Annotated in this window: 14 protein-coding genes and 2 pseudogenes; 13 read left to right on the forward strand and 3 right to left on the reverse strand. The window is 66.5% G+C overall.

Annotation, left to right across the window (positions count from 1 at the left end; translation table 11 throughout):
• Positions 1-356 precede the first annotated feature (356 nt).
• Genes MTAB308_RS26545 through MTAB308_RS26595 form a run of 11 tightly spaced genes read left to right on the forward strand, consistent with a single transcriptional unit; the run spans position 357 to position 11,099 of the window.
• Positions 357-1,124, forward strand: coding sequence for an MlaE family ABC transporter permease (locus MTAB308_RS26545; protein ID WP_077103620.1), 768 nt, complete (start codon positions 357-359; stop codon positions 1,122-1,124).
• Positions 1,121-1,969: an ABC transporter permease gene (locus MTAB308_RS26550; protein ID WP_077103622.1), complete on the forward strand. Its 849-nt coding sequence runs from the start codon at positions 1,121-1,123 to the stop codon at positions 1,967-1,969. Before MTAB308_RS26545 ends, MTAB308_RS26550 begins: the two co-directional genes overlap by 4 nt.
• 4 nt (positions 1,970-1,973) lie before the next feature.
• Positions 1,974-3,242, forward strand: coding sequence for an MCE family protein (locus MTAB308_RS26555; RefSeq protein WP_077103624.1), 1,269 nt, complete (start codon positions 1,974-1,976; stop codon positions 3,240-3,242).
• Complete coding sequence (locus MTAB308_RS26560) at positions 3,239-4,270, forward strand: MCE family protein (protein ID WP_077103626.1); 1,032 nt, start codon at positions 3,239-3,241, stop codon at positions 4,268-4,270. Before MTAB308_RS26555 ends, MTAB308_RS26560 begins: the two co-directional genes overlap by 4 nt.
• Positions 4,267-5,436: an MCE family protein gene (locus MTAB308_RS26565; RefSeq protein ID WP_157901018.1), complete on the forward strand. Its 1,170-nt coding sequence runs from the start codon at positions 4,267-4,269 to the stop codon at positions 5,434-5,436. Before MTAB308_RS26560 ends, MTAB308_RS26565 begins: the two co-directional genes overlap by 4 nt.
• A complete protein-coding gene (locus tag MTAB308_RS26570) occupies positions 5,433-6,752 on the forward strand; it encodes a virulence factor Mce family protein (protein WP_077103628.1) in 1,320 nt (439 codons plus the stop codon). Before MTAB308_RS26565 ends, MTAB308_RS26570 begins: the two co-directional genes overlap by 4 nt.
• Positions 6,749-7,870: an MCE family protein gene (locus MTAB308_RS26575; RefSeq protein WP_077103630.1), complete on the forward strand. Its 1,122-nt coding sequence runs from the start codon at positions 6,749-6,751 to the stop codon at positions 7,868-7,870. The genes MTAB308_RS26570 and MTAB308_RS26575 overlap by 4 nt, the downstream gene beginning before the upstream one ends.
• A complete protein-coding gene (locus MTAB308_RS26580) occupies positions 7,871-9,349 on the forward strand; it encodes an MCE family protein (protein WP_077103632.1) in 1,479 nt (492 codons plus the stop codon).
• A gap of 16 nt (positions 9,350-9,365) precedes the next feature.
• Positions 9,366-9,953, forward strand: a complete 588-nt coding sequence (locus MTAB308_RS26585) for an Mce protein (protein WP_077103634.1) — start codon at positions 9,366-9,368, stop codon at positions 9,951-9,953.
• A complete protein-coding gene (locus tag MTAB308_RS26590) occupies positions 9,950-10,579 on the forward strand; it encodes a hypothetical protein (protein ID WP_245831501.1) in 630 nt (209 codons plus the stop codon). The genes MTAB308_RS26585 and MTAB308_RS26590 overlap by 4 nt, the downstream gene beginning before the upstream one ends.
• Positions 10,580-10,592: 13 nt before the next feature.
• Positions 10,593-11,099 (forward strand): CAP domain-containing protein, encoded by a 507-nt coding sequence (locus MTAB308_RS26595; protein WP_077103636.1) that lies wholly within the window; start codon positions 10,593-10,595, stop codon positions 11,097-11,099.
• A gap of 45 nt (positions 11,100-11,144) precedes the next feature.
• Here MTAB308_RS26595 and MTAB308_RS26600 read toward each other — a convergent pair whose 3' ends face one another.
• Positions 11,145-11,399 (reverse strand): hypothetical protein, encoded by a 255-nt coding sequence (locus MTAB308_RS26600; protein ID WP_077104842.1) that lies wholly within the window; start codon positions 11,397-11,399, stop codon positions 11,145-11,147.
• 140 nt (positions 11,400-11,539) lie between these two features.
• Positions 11,540-15,712 carry a bifunctional nitrate reductase/sulfite reductase flavoprotein subunit alpha gene (locus MTAB308_RS26605; protein ID WP_077104844.1) on the reverse strand — a complete coding sequence of 1,391 codons (4,173 nt, stop codon included), beginning with the start codon at positions 15,710-15,712 and terminating at the stop codon, positions 11,540-11,542.
• A 343-nt stretch (positions 15,713-16,055) separates the two neighbouring features.
• Between MTAB308_RS26605 and MTAB308_RS30695 the strand changes: the two are divergent.
• Positions 16,056-16,454 (forward strand): annotated as a pseudogene (locus MTAB308_RS30695) (LppP/LprE family lipoprotein); the annotation flags it as partial.
• A gap of 13 nt (positions 16,455-16,467) precedes the next feature.
• A pseudogene (locus MTAB308_RS26615) lies at positions 16,468-16,794 on the forward strand (LppP/LprE family lipoprotein); the annotation flags it as partial.
• 36 nt (positions 16,795-16,830) lie between these two features.
• On the opposite strand, the gene MTAB308_RS26620 reads toward MTAB308_RS26615, so the two are convergent.
• Positions 16,831-18,771 (reverse strand): acyl-CoA dehydrogenase family protein, encoded by a 1,941-nt coding sequence (locus tag MTAB308_RS26620; protein WP_077103638.1) that lies wholly within the window; start codon positions 18,769-18,771, stop codon positions 16,831-16,833.
• Between the last annotated feature and the right edge of the window lie 40 nt (positions 18,772-18,811).

The following is an 18,811-nucleotide window of genomic DNA, read 5'->3' on the forward strand; positions in this document are numbered from 1 at the left end:
ATCGGCCGCCCGGGCGCCGTGCCGGGGCGATCGCTTCGCATTGCGCCGGTTGGGAACTGCCGGTTCCGGAACGAAGTCGGTTGTGGCGGGTCCACTTTCTCCGTTTCGCCGAGAGGACGAGTGTTGGCTCAGTTCGCCAGATTTCCTCTGCTTGATTTCAACCCTACGGCCCCAATGGAATATTACTTAGGCTTCCCGAGTGTTTTCTACGTGCAGCCAGGCGGTGCGGCCGGAGTGCGCGACGGACGCCGCTAATCCTTTGCGGCGACGCTAATCACGACGTTTTCTTTTCACGTAAACGGGGGCCGATTGAGGCGCATGGAGGCATGGACGATCCGGGCGAATGAAGAAACCCCATGAACGGCACGACCGTCGCGCGGCCCATGAACGCCCTGGGTCAGTTTTTCATCCTCAGCATCGAATCGCTGGTTGCTGTGGTGCGAGGGCCGTGGGCGTGGCGCGAGCTGCTCGAGCAGATCTGGTTCGTCGCGCGGGTTTCGATCTTTCCGACGATCATGTTGTCGATTCCCTACACGGTGCTCATCGTGTTCGTGCTCAACATCCTGCTCGTCGAGATCGGTGCCGGGGATCTGTCGGGCGCGGGTGCCGCGCTTGCTTCGGTGACCCAGGTGGGGCCGGTCGTCACCGCCATGGCCGTCGCCGGCGCAGGATCGACCGCGATGTGCGCCGACCTGGGCGCCCGCACCATTCGCGAGGAGATTGACGCGATGAAAGTGATCGGCGTCAATCCGGTTAAGGCGCTGGTGGTTCCGCGGATCATCGCGGCGACGTTCGTCGCGTTGTTGCTCTACTCGGTGGTCGCCGTCACCGGCTTAACGGGCAGCTACATCTTCGTCGTCTTCGTTCAACACGTCACGCCCGGCGCCTTCATCGCGGGGATGACGTTGGTCACCGGGCTACCGCAGGTGGTGATCTCGCTCATCAAGGCGACGCTGTTCGGGTTGTCCGCGGGTCTGATCGCCTGCTACAAGGGCCTGTCGGTGGGCGGTGGCCCCACCGGAGTCGGCAACGCGGTGAACGAGACTGTGGTGTTTTCCTTCATGGCCCTGTTCTTCATCAACATCGTCGTCACCGCGCTCGGCGTCAAGGTGACCGCCAAATGACCGAAGCGGCAAGTGAGCCAACGTGGTTCGCGACACTTGGACCCAGGCTGGTGGCCGCCACCCGCAGGCTGGGCGAGCAGACCGAGTTTTACGGGAAATCGTTGGCCGCGACCGGGGATGCGGTGCGGCGCTACCCCGGAGAGGTGCTGCGGCTGATCGCGGAAATGGGCATGGGGTCGGGCGCGTTGGCGGTGATCGGGGGCACCGTGGGCATCATCGGGTTCCTGACCCTGACGACCGGCGCACTGGTGGCGGTGCAGGGCTATGACACGTTGTCCAACATCGGGGTCGAGGCGCTGACCGGGTTTCTGTCGGCGTTCTTCAACGTGCGCATGATCGCGCCGTGCACGGCCGGGGTGGCGCTGGCCGCCACAATCGGTGCCGGCACCACCGCCCAGCTGGGCGCGATGCGCATCAACGAGGAGATCGACGCGCTGGAAGTCATGGGCATCCGCGCGATCACCTATCTCTCCTCGACCCGAATCATCGCCGGCGTCCTGGTCGTCATTCCGCTGTACGCCGTCGCCGTGCTGATGTCGTTTTTCGCCGCCAAGTTCGGCACCATCTACATCTACGGCCAGTCGCGTGGCGTCTACGAGCATTACTTCTCAACGTTCTTGCGTCCCACCGACCTCTTCTGGTCTTTCCTGGCGGCGCTGACGATGGCCGCGGGCGTCATGGTCGTGCACACCTACTACGGCTTTACCGCGACGGGTGGTCCCGCCGGCGTGGGGGAGGCGGTCGGTCGTTCGGTGCGGTCCTCGATGATCGTCACCGCCTTTGTCTGCCTGATGATTTCGCTGTCCATTTACGGTCAGTCCGGCAACTTCAACCTGTCGGGGTGAGGACGTGAGCAATCACGGAGGCCACGGATCGCGACCGGACAACAGGGTGCGCAGCGGCAAGGTCGATCCGATATGGTGGGCGCCGACGCTGTTCATCGTCGTCGGAATACTGATCGCGCTGACCGCTGCGTCATTCTCCGGCAAGTTCCAGGACTTCATCCCGCTCACGCTTGTATCCGATCGGGCGGGTCTGGTGATGGAACAGGGCGCCAAGGTCAAGCTGCGGGGGGTGCAGGTCGGCCAGGTCGCCTCCATCGGCACCGACGTGAAAGCGGCTCAGCTGCAGCTGAAGATGGACCCGGGCCCGTTCAAGTACCTGCCCAGCAACCTCGAGGCCGAGATCAAGTCGACCACCGCTTTCGGGTCCAAGTACGTCGATCTCATCGTGCCGGAGCACGCCAGCCTGACACCGCTGAAGTCCGGTGCGGTGCTGCACTCGCGAAATGTCACCGTCGAAGTCAATACGGTCTTCGAGAACCTGCAGGCGGTGATCAAGGCCCTCGATCCGGCGAAGCTCAACGCGATCTTGTCGGCCTTTTCGGAGTCGTTGCGGGGCAAGGGCGAACGGATCGGACAAGCGATCACCGATGCGAATAACCTGCTGCTGACCGTCAACCCGCGAATGGAAACCGTCCACCGCGACTGGCGACTGTTCGGTAGGACGACGGCCGCCTACTCCACCGCGGCGCAGGATATCCTGTCGGTTCTCGACTCGGCGGCCACCACCAGCAAGACGCTCACCGACAACCAGCAGGCGCTGGACTCATTGCTGTTGTCGGCCGCGGGCTTCAGCCAGACCGGCATCAACGTCATCGGCAGAAATGAAGCCAACATCGTGCGGTCCCTGGACCTGCTCGATTCGACCACCGCCCTGCTGAACAAGTACTCGCCGACGTACACGTGCCTGTTCCAGGGCGCGCAATGGTATGTCGACCACGGCGGCCGGGACGCGTTGGGCGGCAACGGTTACTCGGTCATCCTCGATGCCGCGCTGCTGTTCGGCGACGACCCGTACCGGTACCCGCGACATCTTCCCAAGGTCAACGCCACGGGAGGCCCGGGCGGCAAGCCCAGCTGCGGCTCGCTGCCCGACCCGAGCGCGAACTTCCCGGTGCGCGCGTTGGTGACCGATACCGGCTGGGGCGCCGCGCCGGATGAGATCCGCACCAACGTGGCGGCCGGCAACCCGTGGTGGGCCAACTGGTTCCCGACCACCAAGAACCCGCCCGAGCCGCCGCACTACTGGTATCGCGGGGGGCGGCCGCCGCCATGAGAAGACGAAAGATATCCGGCATCATTGCGCGCGTCGGAATATTCACGGCGGTCTGCCTGGTATTCACGTTCACGCTCATCGCCGTGTTCGGGCAGTTGCGCTTCGAGGACCGCACCGGCTACCGAGCGGTCTTCACGAACGTCTCCGGCCTGAAATCCGGCAACTTCGTGCGCATCGCCGGGGTGGAGGTCGGCAAGGTCGGTGACCTCACCCTGCATCGGGACGGCACGGTCACCGTCGACTTCGCGGTGGACAACGGTGTTCGGCTCACCGAGGGCACCAAGGCCGTTGTGCGCTATGAAAACCTCATCGGTGACCGCTATCTCGCGCTCGAAGAGGGCCCCGGTGCACCACGCCGGCTGCCGCCGGCCGCGACGATTCCACTGGCGCGTACGTCACCCGCCCTGGACGTCGACGCCTTGATCGGCGGCTTTCGGCCGTTGTTCCGCGCGCTGGATCCCGATCAGGTCAACGCTTTGTCCGGCGAACTGCTGCGGATTTTCCAGGGCCAGGGCGGCACCCTCGCCTCGGTGCTGGCGCAGACCTCGGTGCTGACCTCGACGCTGGCCGGGCGCAGCGAGCTGATCGGTGAGCTGATCAACAATCTGAACACGGTGCTGCACACCTTCGCCGCGCGCGACCACGAATTCTCCGACGGCCTGGACAAGCTGTCCCAGTTCGTCAATGGCTTGGCGCAGCGCAGGGACGACATCTCCACCGGGCTGGCCTACATCAACGCCGCCTCCGGCTCGGTCGCGGATCTACTCGCCCAGGCCCGCCAGCCGATCAAGGACGTAGTGCGCGAGACCGATCGCATGTCCGGGCAGGTGTTGTCCGACCGCGACTACGTCGACAACCTGCTCAAGCAGCTGCCCGACATCTACCAGGTGCTGTCCCGGCAGGGGCTGAACGGAGATTACTTCGGCTTCTACTTCTGCGAGGTGTTGCTCAAGCTCAACGGCAAAGGGGGCAACCCGATCTTCGTCAAGCTGTTCGGCCAGCCCAGCGGGCGGTGCACGCCGCAATGAGGTTGCCCAACATCAAACCGCTCGGGAGGCGGAGCCCGGCGCTGGTCGGAGTCATGGGTGCCGCGATCGTCACCTGCGTGGTCGTCGCCGCCTTCCAGTACGACAAGCTGCCATTCGTCAAAGACACCAACGACTATGCCGCCTATTTCTCCGAGGCCGGCGGGATCAAGACCGGTAGCACGGTGCGCGTCTCCGGCTTGGGCGTCGGCAGGGTATCGGAAATCCGGCTGGAGGGCACCAAGGTCAGGGTGGCCTTCACCGTGCGCAAAGCCGTCGAACTGGGCGACCGCACGGAGGCCGCGATCAAGACCGAGACGGTGCTGGGCAGCAAGATGCTCGAACTCACCTCGCGTGGCGAGGGCAAACTGAACGGACCCATTCCGCTGGAACGCACTCACTCGCCCTACGATCTTCCCGACGCGCTGGGCGACCTGACCACGACGATCAGCGGGCTCGATACCGCCCAATTGTCCTCGGCCCTAACAACCTTGGCCAACACGTTCAAGGAGACACCGGCAGATCTCAAACCCGCGCTGCAAGGCGTCGCGCGGTTCTCCGAAACCCTCAACAACCGCGACGCGCAGCTGCGCAACCTGTTGGGAAACGCCAACAAGGTCTCGGGGGTGCTCGGCAAGCGCAGCCAGCAGATCGCCACCCTGGTGGCCGATTCCAACGCGCTGCTCGCCGCGCTGCTGGACGAACGCGATTCCCTCGACGCGTTGATGAACAACCTCACGGTGGTGTCACACCAGATCTCGGGGCTGGTCGACGACAACCGGACCCGACTCAAGCCCGCCCTCGGCAAACTCAACGGGGTGCTCGAAGTCCTGGACAATCGCAAGGAAGATTTGCAGAAGACCCTGCCGAAGTTCAAGCGCTACGCGATGTCGTTCGGCGAATGCCTCGGCTCTGGACCGTTTTTCAAGGCCTACGTGGCGAACCTGATTCCCGGTCAGATCAGCGGGCCGACGATCGACGCGCGAATGTATGACCGGCTGCTGGACCCAGGCCAGGGGCTGCCGTCGGAGTCGGTGGACCCGCCGACCGGCACCCCGCCCGTGCCGCCGGAGAACGCACCGCGCCCGATCTGGTCGCAGCCGCCTTCGCCGGGTCCCGCGCCCGGCCCGCTGCCGGAGCCCCCACCCACAGAGGCCGGTGGACAGTGAGGCGGCGACGCACCCTGCAGACAGTCACCGGCGTCAGCCTGGTCGCGACGCTCGTCGCGGCCTCGTTCCTGGTCGGCGCGAAGTTGCTCCGAGAGGTTGAAAGGACTACCTACACCGCATATTTCGCGGAGGCCAACGGCCTGTTCGTCGGCGACGAGGTTCGGATCCTCGGCGTGGCGGTGGGGGTGGTGGACAAGATCGAGCCGCAGCCCGCCAGCTCCAAGGTGACCTTCTCGGTGGACAAGCAGTATGCCGTCCCCGCCGATGCCCGCGCGGCGATCCTTTCCCCCTCGCTGGTGACCTCCCGAGCGATCCAGCTCGTCCCGGCGTACTCCGGGGGGCCCAAGTTGAGCTCCGGCGCGTCGATCCCGCTGAGCCGCACCGCCGTTCCCGTCGAATGGGACGACTTCCGCACGCAGCTGCAGAAGCTGACGGAGGCGCTGCAGCCCACCGCGCCGGGCGGCGTGAACTCGGTCGGTGAGTTCATCAACTCGGCCGCCGACAACCTGCGGGGCCAGGGGGACACCGCCCGCGACACCGTCATCAAGCTGTCCGAGGCGATTTCGGCGCTGGGTGATCACGCCGACGACATCTTCAGCACCGTGCGCAATCTGCAGCTGCTGGTGTCGGCGCTCTACTCCAGCAGCGACCTGCTGGCCTCGTTCAACCAGAACCTTGCCAGGGTGACCACGGTGCTGTCGAACACCCCCGGCGAGGTGGCGAACGCGGTGAAGGGCCTCGACGGGGCCCTGACGGATCTGCGTGACTTCCTTTCTGAGAACCGGGAAGCCATGGGCGTCACGTTCGACCGGCTGGGGTCCATCACCACCGCGCTGAACGACAGCCGCGCCGACATCAAGCAGATCCTGCACATCGCCCCGACGGTGTTCCAGAATTTCCTGAACATCTACCAGCCGGCGCAGAGCGCGATGACCGGCATCATGGCATTGAACAACTTCGCCGACATTCCGCAGTGGATCTGCAGCTCGATCGAAGCGGCCTCCCGGCTGCGCCTGGACCGGGTCTCCAAGCTCTGCCTGCAGTACATCAACCCGATCATCAAAAACCGCATCTACAACTACCTTCCGTTCGGCCTCAACCCGTTCGTCGGTACGCAGGCCCGGCCGAACGAAATCACTTACAGCGAGGACCGGTTGCGGCCCGGCTACGCGCCGGACGCCACACCGCCACCGGATGCGGCGCCGCCGGCGCCCGTCGAGGTGCCACAGCCCCCCGAGGCGCCTCCGTCGCCGGACGGCACGGTCAGCTCGACACAAGTGCTGCGGGACCTGATGCTTCCTACGGGGACATCGTGAGACGCGCGATAGCCGCGGTGTGCTCCGGCGTGTTCCTCGTCGCCCTCCCGGGCTGCGGTTGGAAGGGCCTGAATTCGTTCACCCTGCCGGGTACCGCCGGCGGAGGACCGGGTTCCTACACGATCCAGGCGCAAATGCCCGACGTCGTGACCATCCAGGAGAACACCCGGGTCCGGGTCGACGACGTCAACGTCGGCAACGTCACCAAGATCGAACTCCAAGACTGGCATGCGCTGGTGACCATGCGCATCAACGGCGACGTGCACCTGCCGGCGAATTCGACCGCCAAGCTCGGGCAGACCAGCCTGCTCGGTTCGATGCACATCGAACTCGCGGCGCCCAAGGACGAGCCGCCCGTGGGCGAACTGCAGAACGGGTCGGTGATCTCGTTATCGCGCGCGAGCATGTATCCGACCACCGAGCAGACCCTGGCATCAGTCTCAATCCTGCTCAACGGCGGGGGACTTGGTCAGCTGCAGGAAATCACCCAGGCGCTCGCCAAGGCCTTCGCCGGTCGCGAAAACGACATGCGCAGCCTGCTGAGCCAGCTCGACCAGTTCATCGCCGGCACCAACGCCCAGACCGACGACATCATCGCGGCAGCGGAAAACCTCAACTCGCTGACCGGCCAGGTCGCCGCCAAAGATTTCGTTGTCGACAAGGCGTTGACAACCGTGCCGAAAGCCCTCGCGGTGCTGGCCGATGAGCGCACCAAGATCGCCGATGCCATCGATCAGCTCGGCAAGTTCAGCGCGCTCGCGGCCGACACCATCCATCAGAGCAAGGAATCTCTGGTGAACAACCTGCGCAATATCGCACCCGTGCTGCGATCGCTCGCCGACGCCGGACCGTCGCTCACCAGGGGCCTGGACGGCTTGGTCGCGTATCCGTGGCCGGCATCCACAGCGCGGAACTGGTTCCGCGGCGACTACGCCAACCTCACCCTGGTCGTCGACTTGACGCTGAGCCGCATCGACCAAGGGCTTTTCACCGGCTCCCGGTGGGAAGGCAATCTCACCCAACTCGAACTGCAGTGGGGACGCACGATAGGCATGCAGCCGAGCCCCGTCACAGGCGGCAACCCCCTGACCTATCCGTACCACTTCGGGGGATACTGAATGCTGCGCCTGAACCGCCGCACGTGGATCCAGCTGTCGATCTTGACGTTGGTGACCGTGGTGTCCTGTGGCGCAATGGCATTCAATTTCATGAGACTGCCCGCGACGCTGTTCGGGATCGGCGAGTACAACGTCGCGGTCGACCTGCCCCGGTCGGGTGGTCTCTACCAGACTTCGGTCGTCACCTATCGCGGCACCGATGTGGGCAAGGTCAAGTCGGTCGAAGTCACCGCCACCGGGGTGCGGGCGGTGCTCGCACTGAGATCCGGGGTCAAGGTGCCCGCCGACGTCCAGGCATCGGTGCACAGCCGTTCGGCAATCGGCGAACAGTACATCGAACTGACCCCGCCGCCGGGCAAGGATGGGGAACACTTCCGGCAGCTGCGCGCCGGCGATGTCATTCCCGCGGGTCACGTCGACGTGCCCGTCGACATCGGACAGCTACTCGACATGACCAACCGTGCGCTGCAGGCGATTCCGCGGGACAACCTGCGCACGGTGATCGACGAGTCCAACCGCGCGGTCAGCGGCCTCGGACCGGAGCTGTCCCGGATCGTCGATGGGTCGACCGCGCTGGCCATTGCCGGCGGCCGGACCACCGACCCGCTCGCCGCCCTGATTGACCGGTCCCCGGCGGTGCTCGAGTCCCAGGTGCAGACATCGGACGCGATCGCCACGTGGGCCAATCGAACCGCCGCGATCACGGCACAGTTCAAGGCGCAGGACGCGGCGTTGCGAGACCTGTTGACGCAGGGCACGTCCGGGCTGGAGGAGGGTCGCGCGCTATTCGACCGGGTGACGCCCGCGGTCCCGGTCCTGTTCGCCAACCTCGTGAGCCTCGGCGACATCGCCGTCGTGTATCGCCACGACATCGAACAACTGCTGGTGCTGTTGCCGCAAGGCATCGCGGCCATGGCGGCAATCGTGGTGCCCAGCTCCAACACCAAGCAGGAGTATCGGGGTGCCCAGTTGGACTTCAACCTCAACATCAACCTGCCGCCGCCGTGCACGACCGGGTACCTGCCGCCGACGCAGCGCCGGTCGCCGGCCAGCGTCGACGCTCCGGACCGGCCCGCCGCGGACCTGTTCTGCCGAGTGCCGCAGGATTCCGAGTTCAATGTTCGTGGGGTGCGCAACATTCCGTGTGAGGCAAAGCCGTGGAAACGCGCGCCGACGATCGAGCTGTGTGAAAGCGACGAGGAGTACGTGCCCCTCAACGACGGCTACAACTGGAAGGGAGACCCCAACGCCACCTACAGCGGGCAGGGCGTTCCGATGTATCCGCCGGGACAAGACCCCCGGCTGCCGCCCCCGCGGGGAACCGCGCCGGCGTCCGCCCCGCCGCCACCCCTCGCCGTCGCGACGTATGACCCGGCCACCGGTGACTACATCGGCCCCGATGGGCGCCGCTACACCGAAGCCGACCTGGCGCATCCGCGCGCCAAGGACTGGCAATCCCTTTTAGTCCCACAGCCATAAGCATCGAAGGAGCAACATGGCCGAACAATCCACTGAGCCTGACACCCCCGACGTCGAAGGGGACGAGCAGCCGACATCCGGGAGGCGGCCGGCGCGCTGGCGGCGGCGGGCCACCCCTCGGCTCTCGCGCACGGCAGCTGCGGTCGTGGTGAGCGCGGCGCTCGTGGTGGCGCTCGCCGGATTAACCGGCTGGCTGGGTTACCGGGCCTACCAAGAACGTGAGGCTAAAGCCAAGCGCGACTTATACGTTCAGGTCGCTCGCCAGGGTGCGGTCAACCTCACGACCATCAACTACACCGAGGCCGACGCCGACGTGCAACGGATCCTCGACCTGTCCACCGGCGCCTTCCGCGACGATTTCGAGCAACGGTCCAAGCCGTTCGTCGAGGTCGTGAAGGCGGCGCAGTCGAAATCCGAAGGTACGGTCACCGACGCCGGGCTGGAATCTCAGCGCGGCGATTCGGCCCAGGTGCTGGTCGCGGTCGCCGTCAAGTCCCGAACCGCCGGCGGTGAGGAGGCGCCGCGGGAGTGGCGGATGAGAATCGAGGTCCGGTCGGTCGGCGCCAAAGACGCCAAGGTGTCCAACGTGGTGTTCGTGCCATGACGACTCTCGGCGAGACGACCGAAAGCATCGAGGCTACAGCGCTCGATGAGGACAAAGACGGCACCACGCACCGGGATTCGGACGCCATCGACACCGACGAGGCGCCCGATGACGAGCCCGATGACCGCCGGGAAAGGCGGCCGATCGCGTGGACGCGCGTGTTCGCGATTGGTGTCCTGCCCGCGGTCGCGTTGGTGCTGGCGATCGCGGCGGGCTACTTCAGGTGGGTCGCCGGTTCGGCCGACGACCTCGCGCGAGCCCGTTCCGAATCGGTGCGTGCGGCCAGCGAAGACACGGTGGTCTTGCTGTCCTACAAGGCGGACTCGGTAGAAAAGGACCTGGGCGCGGCGCGCGAACGGCTCACCGGCGAGTTCAAGGATGCCTACGCCGAGCTGACGCGGCAGGTCGTCATTCCGGGAGCCAAAGAAAAGCACATCTCGTCGACGGCCAAGGTCAACGCGGCGGCCTCGGTCTCGGCGACAGGCAATCACGCCGTGGTGGTGTTGTTCGTCGACCAAACCGTGACGATCGGCGAGGGCGCTCCCACGGATACCCAGCCTGTCGTTCGGGTCACGCTGGACAAGCTCAACGGTCGCTGGCTGGTTTCGCGTTTCGACCCGGTGTGATCGGAGGCCACGAATGTCCGTCCGGGCTCCGCGCGCCGCGCAGCTGGTGTCTATCGTCGCAAGCGGTTTGGGCGCAGCGGTGCTGGGCGCTCCCGCCGCGCATGCCGACAACAAGAGGCTCAACAGCGCCGTCGTCTCCGCCGTCTACACCCTGCAGCACCAGGCGGGCTGCACGAACGACGTCATCAGAAACAATGCGCTGACGCTGGCCGCCGAATGGCACGCGGAGGACATGATCGGCAACCGAAACATCAACGATGACATGGGATCTGACGGATCAACACCGCAGGACCGCGCCAACGCCGCGGGCTTCAACGGCAAGGCGGCCGAGACGGTGGCGATCAATCCGGCCATCGCCATCAGCAGCCTCGAGCTGGTCAACCAGTGGTACTACAACCCCGACGACATGGCGATCATCCGCGACTGCGCCAACACCGCGATCGGCGTGTGGTCAGACAACAGCCCGGACCGCACCGTCGTGGTCGCCGTGTATGGACAGCCCGTTCCGCGGAGTCGGTGACACCGTCAACGTCCGCGACGAACACGTCGGCCCAGACCGCCGGTGTTAACTGTTGCTGCTGGTGAGGTGCTCGTCCTCGGCCGCGGCTTCGCAGACGCAGACTTGGGGGTCGCCGTGCACCCACCGCCACAGCTGGCTGCCCTGCCTGCGCATCACGTGTTGCACGTAGACCTTGTCGCGCTGCTCCCGCGAGAACGCCATGTCGAGGTTGACCGGCAGCCCGGCCCAAGCGACCTGGCCGGTGGCCGACGCCCGGCCTTCGGGACGCAGCCGGCACCGCAGCGGGCAGACGCTTTTCATGACCCGATCGGGCCCATCGCACTCCCGAGCCACGCCCATGGTTCCTCCTCGACGCAACCAGCTGAGGCAATGCTGCGACGGGGATGTTTCGGCGGCGGGTGTGCGATGTTTCCGTCGTATTAAAGGCCGGCGGGTGGGCTTCAGTAGACGTCGCGGTGGTAGCGCTTGTCGGCGCCCAGGGATTGGACGTAGGCCCTCGCCGCGTCCGGCTCGAGGTTGCCGTGCGCGGCCGCGATGTCGCAGAGCGCGCGGTCGACATCCTTGGCCATGGGATCGGCGTTACCGCAGACGTACAGCTGCGCGCCGTCCTGCAGCCAGCGCCACAGCTGGGCCCCGCGATTGCGCATCAGGTGCTGCACGTAGACCTTTTCGCGCTGGTCCCTCGAGAACGCCAGGTCCAGTTCGGTCAGCAGCCCTTCGGCCCGCATCTGCTCGATCTCGTCGCGGTAGTAGAAGTCGGTGGCGGCGTGCTGTTCGCCGAAGAACAGCCAGTTGGGGCCGGTGTGCCCGAGGGCGCGGCGTTCCTGCAGGAAGCCGCGGAAGGGCGCGATGCCGGTGCCCGGACCGATCATGATCATCGGCGTGTCCGGGTCACTGGGCGGCCGGAAGTTGCTCGACTGCTGCAGGAAGACGGCGACGCGATCGCCCGGGGAGCGGTCGGCGAGGTAGGTCGAGCAGACCCCGCGGCGCGGGACGCCCTGGAAGTTGTAGCGCACCGGCGATACCGTCAGGTGGACTTCGGCGGGGCACTCCTTGGGGCTCGACGAGATCGAGTACAGGCGCGGCTGAAGGCGTTTGAGGACCCTGAGCCACTCGTGGGCCGATGCGTAGACGGGCAGCTGTGCCAGCAGGTCGATGGACTGGCGCCCCCATGCCCAATTGCTCAGGTCCGCCCTGTTTTCGGGCTTGAGCAGCTCGGCGAGTTTCGCGTCGCCGGTGCGCTCCTGCACGAAGCGCACCAGGTCCCGGCTGATGTGGGCGATCTCGATGCGCTCGGTCAGCGCCGAGCGCAACGACATCAAGCCGTGCTCGCCAACCTCGACCGGGGTCTGCCCGTCCAGTCCGGTGACAGACAGCCATTCGTCGACCAGCCGATCGCTGTTGCGCGGCCACACCCCGAGCGCGTCGCCGGCCTCGTAGCTGATCGAGCCCTCCGGCACGCGGAAGACCAACTGCCGCACATCCTTTGCCGATTGCGGCTGGCCCAGCTTGATGTTGCGGGCCATGTCGGTGATCAGGGGATGCTTCTTGGTGTACCCGACCGCCTGGGAGCCGTTGGCCGGCCGGGTCGGCGTGGACGCGGCCGCGGTCGCGCCGCCGTCGCGACCCGCCCGCGCCGGGGTGCGGGCCAGCGCTTGGATGACCCTGCTCAGCCAGGTGGCCGCCGCGTCCTCGTAGTCGGGTTCGCAGTCGACCCGCTCGACGATGCGGGTTGCGCCCAGCTCGGCTAGGCGCTCATCGAGCTTGCGCCCATGACCGCAGTAGTCATCGTAGTTCGAATCGCCCAGTGCGAGAACGGCATACCGGGTGTCGGTGAATCGTGGTGCGCTGTCGGAAGTCAGCGCCCGCCACAGGGCGGCGCCGTTGTCCGGGGGATCGCCGTCGCCGGTGGTGCTGGTGATCAGCAGCAGCTCCCGCGTCGTCGGGAGCTGCGCCGCGGGGAAGTCGTCCATGCCGTGCAACGCGACCGGCACGCCGGCCTCGCCCAATTGCGCGGCGGCGTCGGCGGCGAGCTCCTCCGCGTTCCCGGTCTGGGAGGCCCACAACACCACGACCGGCCCACGTTTGGGCGCCGAATCCGCTTGGGGCCCTGGGCCGGTGGGGGTGCCGCCGGGCGATGGGTTGGGGAATTCCGGCGTCGAACCGGGCCCTTCGCTGCGGGCGAACATCCCGGCGAGAACGCCGTCCACCCATAGCCGGGTGCGGGTGTCGAACGGCGCGCTGACGGGCAGCGTGGGCACGCCGCCGGCGCGGCGGCCGGCTTCGGACCGCAATCCGGCCAGCATGCCGGCGAGGTAGGAGCGGCCCCGCTCGTCGAATTCCGGGGCGGGTTCGTCTGCTACGCCGAACAATGCGGCGAGGGCGTCGACGGGTGACACGCTGTTTTCCTGTCCGGCTTCTCGTGTGTCGGCGGCCGCCGCGGGTTCGGGGGCCACATCGGGTGCGGCGGCGACCTTGGTCAGGGCGACCGCGCACGCCTTGAACTCGGGTTGGTGCGACAGGGGGTCGACCGCGTCGTTGGTGACGGCGTTGATCGCCAGGTACTCGCCGAAGGCGTCGTTCCAATGGAAGGGGGCGAAGCAGTTACCGGGCCGCACCCGGTCGGTCACCACGGCGGGCAGCACGGCGCGGCCGCGGAGCGACGACACTTCGACCCGATCTGATCCCGAGATCTGCAGTCGCGCGGCGTCGTCGGGGTGGATCTCGACGAACGGCGCCGGGTTGAGCTTGTTGAGTTTGGCGACCTTGCCGGTCTTGGTCATGGTGTGCCATTGGTGCGGCAGGCGTCCGGTGTTCAGCAGGAAGGGGTAGTCGTCGTCGGGCATTTCCTCGGGCGGCAGGTGCGGGCGGGCGAAGAACACCGCGCGCCCGCTCGGCGTCGGGAAGGCCAATCGGGGCGCGCCGCCGTCCTCGCGGACCAGTCGAGTCTGGCTGATTCCGTCGTTGAGATAGCGGATCGGGTTGCGGTCCGCGGTGCCCTCCGGTGGGCACGGCCATTGCAGTGGTGTCCGCCGCAACCGGTCGTAGCTGGTGCCGCGCAGGTCATAGCCCGTCGCGGGATTCCAGAACCGCTTGATCTCCTCGAAGACCTCCTCCGCCGAGGCGTAGGTGAACGAGTCCGAGAAGCCCATCTCGCAGGCGATCCGGGCGATGATCTGCCAGTCCGGTAGGGCCTGACCCGCCGCCTCGACGGCCGGCTGAAACAGGGTCAGGTTGCGCTCGGAATTGATCATCACGCCCTCCGACTCCGTCCACAGCGTGGCGGGCAGCACGATGTCGGCGTACTCGTTGGTCTCGGTCTCCAGGAACGCGTCCTGGGTGATCACCAGGTCGGCGCGCTCCAGGCCGGCCAGCACCGTCTTGCGATTGGCAACGCTGGCAACGGGATTGGTGCAGACGATCCAGCACGCCTTGATGTGGCCGTCGGCCATGCGGGAGAACATGTCGATCGTGCCGGTGCCCACCTCGGTGCGCAGCGACCCGCGCGGAATGCTCCAGACTTCCTCGACGAACTGGCGGTCGGCGGCCGACAGCACGGAGCGCTGACCCGGCAGACCCGGCCCCATGTAACCCATTTCGCGGCCGCCCATGGCGTTGGGCTGCCCGGTGAGCGAGAAGGGGCCGCTGCCGGGTTTGCAGATCGTGCCGGTCGCCAGGTGCAGGTTGCAGATCGCGTTGGTGTTCCAGGTGCCGTGGGTGCTCTGGTTGAGGCCCATCGTCCAGCAGCTCAGGAAGTTTTCGGCGTTGCCGATCCAGCGCGCGGCCGTGCGGATGTCTTCGATTGCGAGGCCGGTGATTTCGCTGACCGCGTCGGGGGCGTACTGCGCGAGGAAGCTCGGCATCTCCTCCCAGCCCTCGGTGAACTCGGCGATGAAATCCGGTTCTGTCTGGCCGTTTTCGACGATCAGGTGCAGCAGCCCGTTGAGCAGCGCGAGGTCCGAGCCGGGGGCGATCTGAAGGAACAGGTCCGCCTTCTCCGCGGTTGCGGTGCGACGCGGGTCCACCACGATCAGCTTCGCGCCGGCCTTGACGCGGTCCATCATGCGCAGGAACAGGATCGGGTGGCAGTCGGCCATATTGGAGCCGATGACCAAGAAGACGTCCGCGCGGTCGAAGTCTTGGTAAGAACCGGGCGGGCCGTCCGCCCCGAGGGACAGTTTGTACCCGGAACCCGCGCTGGCCATGCACAGCCGCGAATTGGACTCGATCTGGTTGGTGCGGATGAATCCCTTGGTCAGCTTGTTCGCCAAGTACTGGGCCTCGAGGGACATCTGGCCCGACACATACATCGCGAAGGCGTCGGGGCCGTGCTGGTCGATGATCGCCCGCAGCCACTTCGCGCTCCGGGTGATCGCGTCGTCGATGTCGAGCGGTTCGAGCGATTCGCCGCGGTCGGCTCGCGCGTGTGCAACATCCAGCCGTCCCGGCGCGGCCAGCAGGTCCGCCGTGGTCGCTCCCTTGGTGCACAGGCGGCCGAAGTTGGCCGGGTGGCTGGTGCTTCCAATCGATTTCGCGACGTGACGCCGGCCGCTCTCCGGGTCGGTTGTGACCTGTAACACCATGCCGCAGCCGACACCGCAGTAGGCGCACATGCTGTTCACGGCGTCGGTACTGGCGCCGCGAGGCTCGGTAGCCACGCCTGATTCCCTCCTCGAGCGCGCAAGGCCTATTGCGCTAAATGGTGCGATAACGATGTTTCGGCATCGGGCGCCCGATGTTTCCGCCGCTTTACGGCTTCCTCTCACCGGATCCCGAGCGATGTGTGAAGTGTCCGGAAAACCCGCTGCCGACCGGGTAATCGCAGGTCAACGCCGATCCGCGACGCCGCCCAGATTACCCACGGGAGCCCGCAATTGCGCCCCGGAATAGGGGTTGGGACGAAACAGATGGGACATTCACAGTTTTCGTTAAGCTCACAGTGTGCGTCGCCAGTTTGTGATTCTGCTGCTTTTGTTGGCCACGGCTTGCGGCGGAAAGCCCTCGGCACCGCCGGCCCCGCGCGCCGACACGTGCAAGGACTCCGACGGGCCCTCGGCCGACACGGTGCGCAAGGCCATCGCATCGGTCCCGGTGGAGGTCCCGGGCTCGAGCTGGGTCGAAATCGCAAGGGGGCACACCAACAAGTGCCGCTTGTATTGGGTTCAGATCATCCCGACCATCGCCAGCGAGTCGACGCCGCAGCAACTGTTGTTCTTCGACCACAACACCCCGCTGGGCCCGCCCACCCCGAACCCGAAGCCCTACATCACCGTGCTACCGCCCTCCGACGACACCGTCACGGTCCAATACCAATGGCAGGTCGGAAAGGACGAGCCCTGCTGTCCCACCGGGATCGGNCCCGGTGGAGGTCCCGGGCTCGAGCTGGGTCGAAATCGCAAGGGGGCACACCAACAAGTGCCGCTTGTATTGGGTTCAGATCATCCCGACCATCGCCAGCGAGTCGACGCCGCAGCAACTGTTGTTCTTCGACCACAACACCCCGCTGGGCCCGCCCACCCCGAACCCGAAGCCCTACATCACCGTGCTACCGCCCTCCGACGACACCGTCACGGTCCAATACCAATGGCAGGTCGGAAAGGACGAGCCCTGCTGTCCCACCGGGATCGGCACGGTGAAGTTCAAGATCGGCTCGGACGGCAAGCTGCAGGCGCTCGGCGCGATCCCGCACCAATAGCATTGCCGCGCAACCGCTTACGGCCGCGCCGCCGGCTCAGTCCGGCAGGTTCTCCGGGTGCAGCATCTCGGCGTAGCGCAGCGGCTCCGGGATGCCGAACCCGTCGACCAGCGTCTCGGCGTACGGGCGCAGCTTGCGGCAGCGATCGTTGATGCCGCGGGTGACCGCCTTGGCCCGGCCCGTCGAGAGGTAGCCGTGCTCGATGTACCAGGCCTTGTCTTCCTCGATCACCGACAACGCGTACAGGTCGCAGACCATGTCGAGCAGATCGCGCGCCTGCTCGTCCTCGCACGAGTCGATCCCGGCGACGAACGCCTCCAACACGATTCGGTCGATGTGCGCGTTCGCGGCGTGCAGCACGTGATCCTGCACGGCATTGAACGCGTCGAACTCCGACATCTCCTTGGACTTGCCCTGTAGCCGGCGCGCGACCGACGACAGCAGATAGTCCTCGCGCTCCTCGAACATGTTCACCTGGGTGCCGCGGTTGAAGAGGCTGCCCTCCTCCTCGCTGTCCTGGCGGGCGTCGACGAGGGTCTGCATGATCGCTTCCGCCGCAGTGCGTTTGCGCACCCGCTCGCCGACGGTGTTGGCGGCGAAGCGCACCCATTCGACGGGGCTCATGCTGCGGATGTCATCGGCGTAGGCCGTCAGCAGCTCCTTGGCCACCAACTGGGTCAGCACGTGGTTGTCGCCCTCGAACGTCGTGAAGACGTCGGTGTCGCCGCGCAGCCCGATCAGCCGGTTCTCGGCCATGTAGCCCGCGCCGCCGCAGGCCTCGCGCGCCTCCTGGATGGCTCGCGAGGCGTGCCAGGTGTTGGCCGCCTTCAGCCCGGCGGCGCGCGCTTCGAGCTCGCGTTGCTCGTCGGCGTCCGGCGCGTCCGCGGTCTGGATGTCGTGGCAACGGCCCACCAGCTCGTTCTGGGCGAACTGCAGGGCGTAGGAGCGGGCGATCAACGGGAACAGCCGGCGCTGATGCACCAGGTAATCCATGATCAGCACCTCCTTCTCGTCGCCGGGCGCGCAGAATTGCCTGCGCTGCAACGCATACCGGGTGGCGATGTCCAGCGCGACGCGACCGGCGGCGCCCGCGCTGCCGCCCACCGTGATGCGGCCGCGCACCAGCGTGCCCAGCATGGTGAAGAAGCGGCGGTTGGGGTTGTCGATCGGCGAGCTGTACGTGCCGTCGGCGGCGACGTCGCCGTATTTGTTCAGCAGGTTCACCCGCGGGACGCGGACGTGGTCGAACACGATCCTGCCGTTGTCGACGCCGGGCAGGCCGCCCTTGTAGTCGCAGTCGGACGTCGTCACCCCGGGCAAGTCGTTGCCGTCGTCGTCGCGGATGGGCACCAGCAGGCAGTGCACGCCGTGGTTGACCGGCTTGCCGTCCTCGGTGGTGATCAGCTGCGCGAAAACCGCTGCCATGGTTGCGGTTTGGGCGGCGCCGCCGATGTAGTCCTTGCGGGCGGTCGGGGTGGGGGAGTCGATGACGAACTCGTCGGTCTCGGGGTCGTACGTCGCGGTGGTCTCCAGCGACTGGACGTCGCTGCCATGCCCGGTCTCGGTCATCGCAAAGCAGCCACGCAACTCGAGGCTGATGATCTTCTTCACGTAGGCCTCGTGGTGGCGCTCGGTGCCCAGGTTCTCGACGGCGCCGCCGAACAGCCCCCACTGCACCCCGGCCTTCACCATCAGCGACAGGTCCGACATCGCCAGCATCTCGATCATCGTGATCGCCGCGCCCACGTCGCCGGTCCCGCCGTGCTCCTTGCGGAAGTTGTCGGCGGCGGCACCGAACGCGGCCATGATCCTCAGCTGCTCGGCCACCTTGGTGCGGGCGATCACCGTGTTGGGGGTGTAGTGCGGGCGGAACAGGTCCTCGGTCATCGTGGCCCGCATCCGGTTCTTCACGTCGCGCCACCGCCCGTCGAGGGCGTTGCGCAGGTGCTCGGCAGTGCTTGTCTTTTCTGGCGCCATAGAAGGACGGTAACCCGCAGATCGGGCGCCGCAAACAAGC

Origin of the sequence: Mycobacterium terramassiliense, from assembly GCF_900157385.1 — a bacterium.
Lineage (GTDB): Bacteria > Actinomycetota > Actinomycetes > Mycobacteriales > Mycobacteriaceae > Mycobacterium > Mycobacterium terramassiliense.

Coding starts and splice junctions, on each gene's coding strand:
- MTAB308_RS26545 (WP_077103620.1), top strand. CDS start 357: ATGAACGGCACGACCGTCGCGCGGCCCATGAACGCCCTGGGTCAGTTT.
- MTAB308_RS26550 (WP_077103622.1), top strand. CDS start 1,121: ATGACCGAAGCGGCAAGTGAGCCAACGTGGTTCGCGACACTTGGACCC.
- MTAB308_RS26560 (WP_077103626.1), top strand. CDS start 3,239: ATGAGAAGACGAAAGATATCCGGCATCATTGCGCGCGTCGGAATATTC.
- MTAB308_RS26565 (WP_157901018.1), top strand. CDS start 4,267: ATGAGGTTGCCCAACATCAAACCGCTCGGGAGGCGGAGCCCGGCGCTG.
- MTAB308_RS26580 (WP_077103632.1), top strand. CDS start 7,871: ATGCTGCGCCTGAACCGCCGCACGTGGATCCAGCTGTCGATCTTGACG.
- MTAB308_RS26585 (WP_077103634.1), top strand. CDS start 9,366: ATGGCCGAACAATCCACTGAGCCTGACACCCCCGACGTCGAAGGGGAC.
- MTAB308_RS26590 (WP_245831501.1), top strand. CDS start 9,950: ATGACGACTCTCGGCGAGACGACCGAAAGCATCGAGGCTACAGCGCTC.
- MTAB308_RS26595 (WP_077103636.1), top strand. CDS start 10,593: ATGTCCGTCCGGGCTCCGCGCGCCGCGCAGCTGGTGTCTATCGTCGCA.
- MTAB308_RS26600 (WP_077104842.1), bottom strand. CDS start 11,399: ATGAAAAGCGTCTGCCCGCTGCGGTGCCGGCTGCGTCCCGAAGGCCGG.
- MTAB308_RS26605 (WP_077104844.1), bottom strand. CDS start 15,712: ATGTGCGCCTACTGCGGTGTCGGCTGCGGCATGGTGTTACAGGTCACA.
- MTAB308_RS26620 (WP_077103638.1), bottom strand. CDS start 18,771: ATGGCGCCAGAAAAGACAAGCACTGCCGAGCACCTGCGCAACGCCCTC.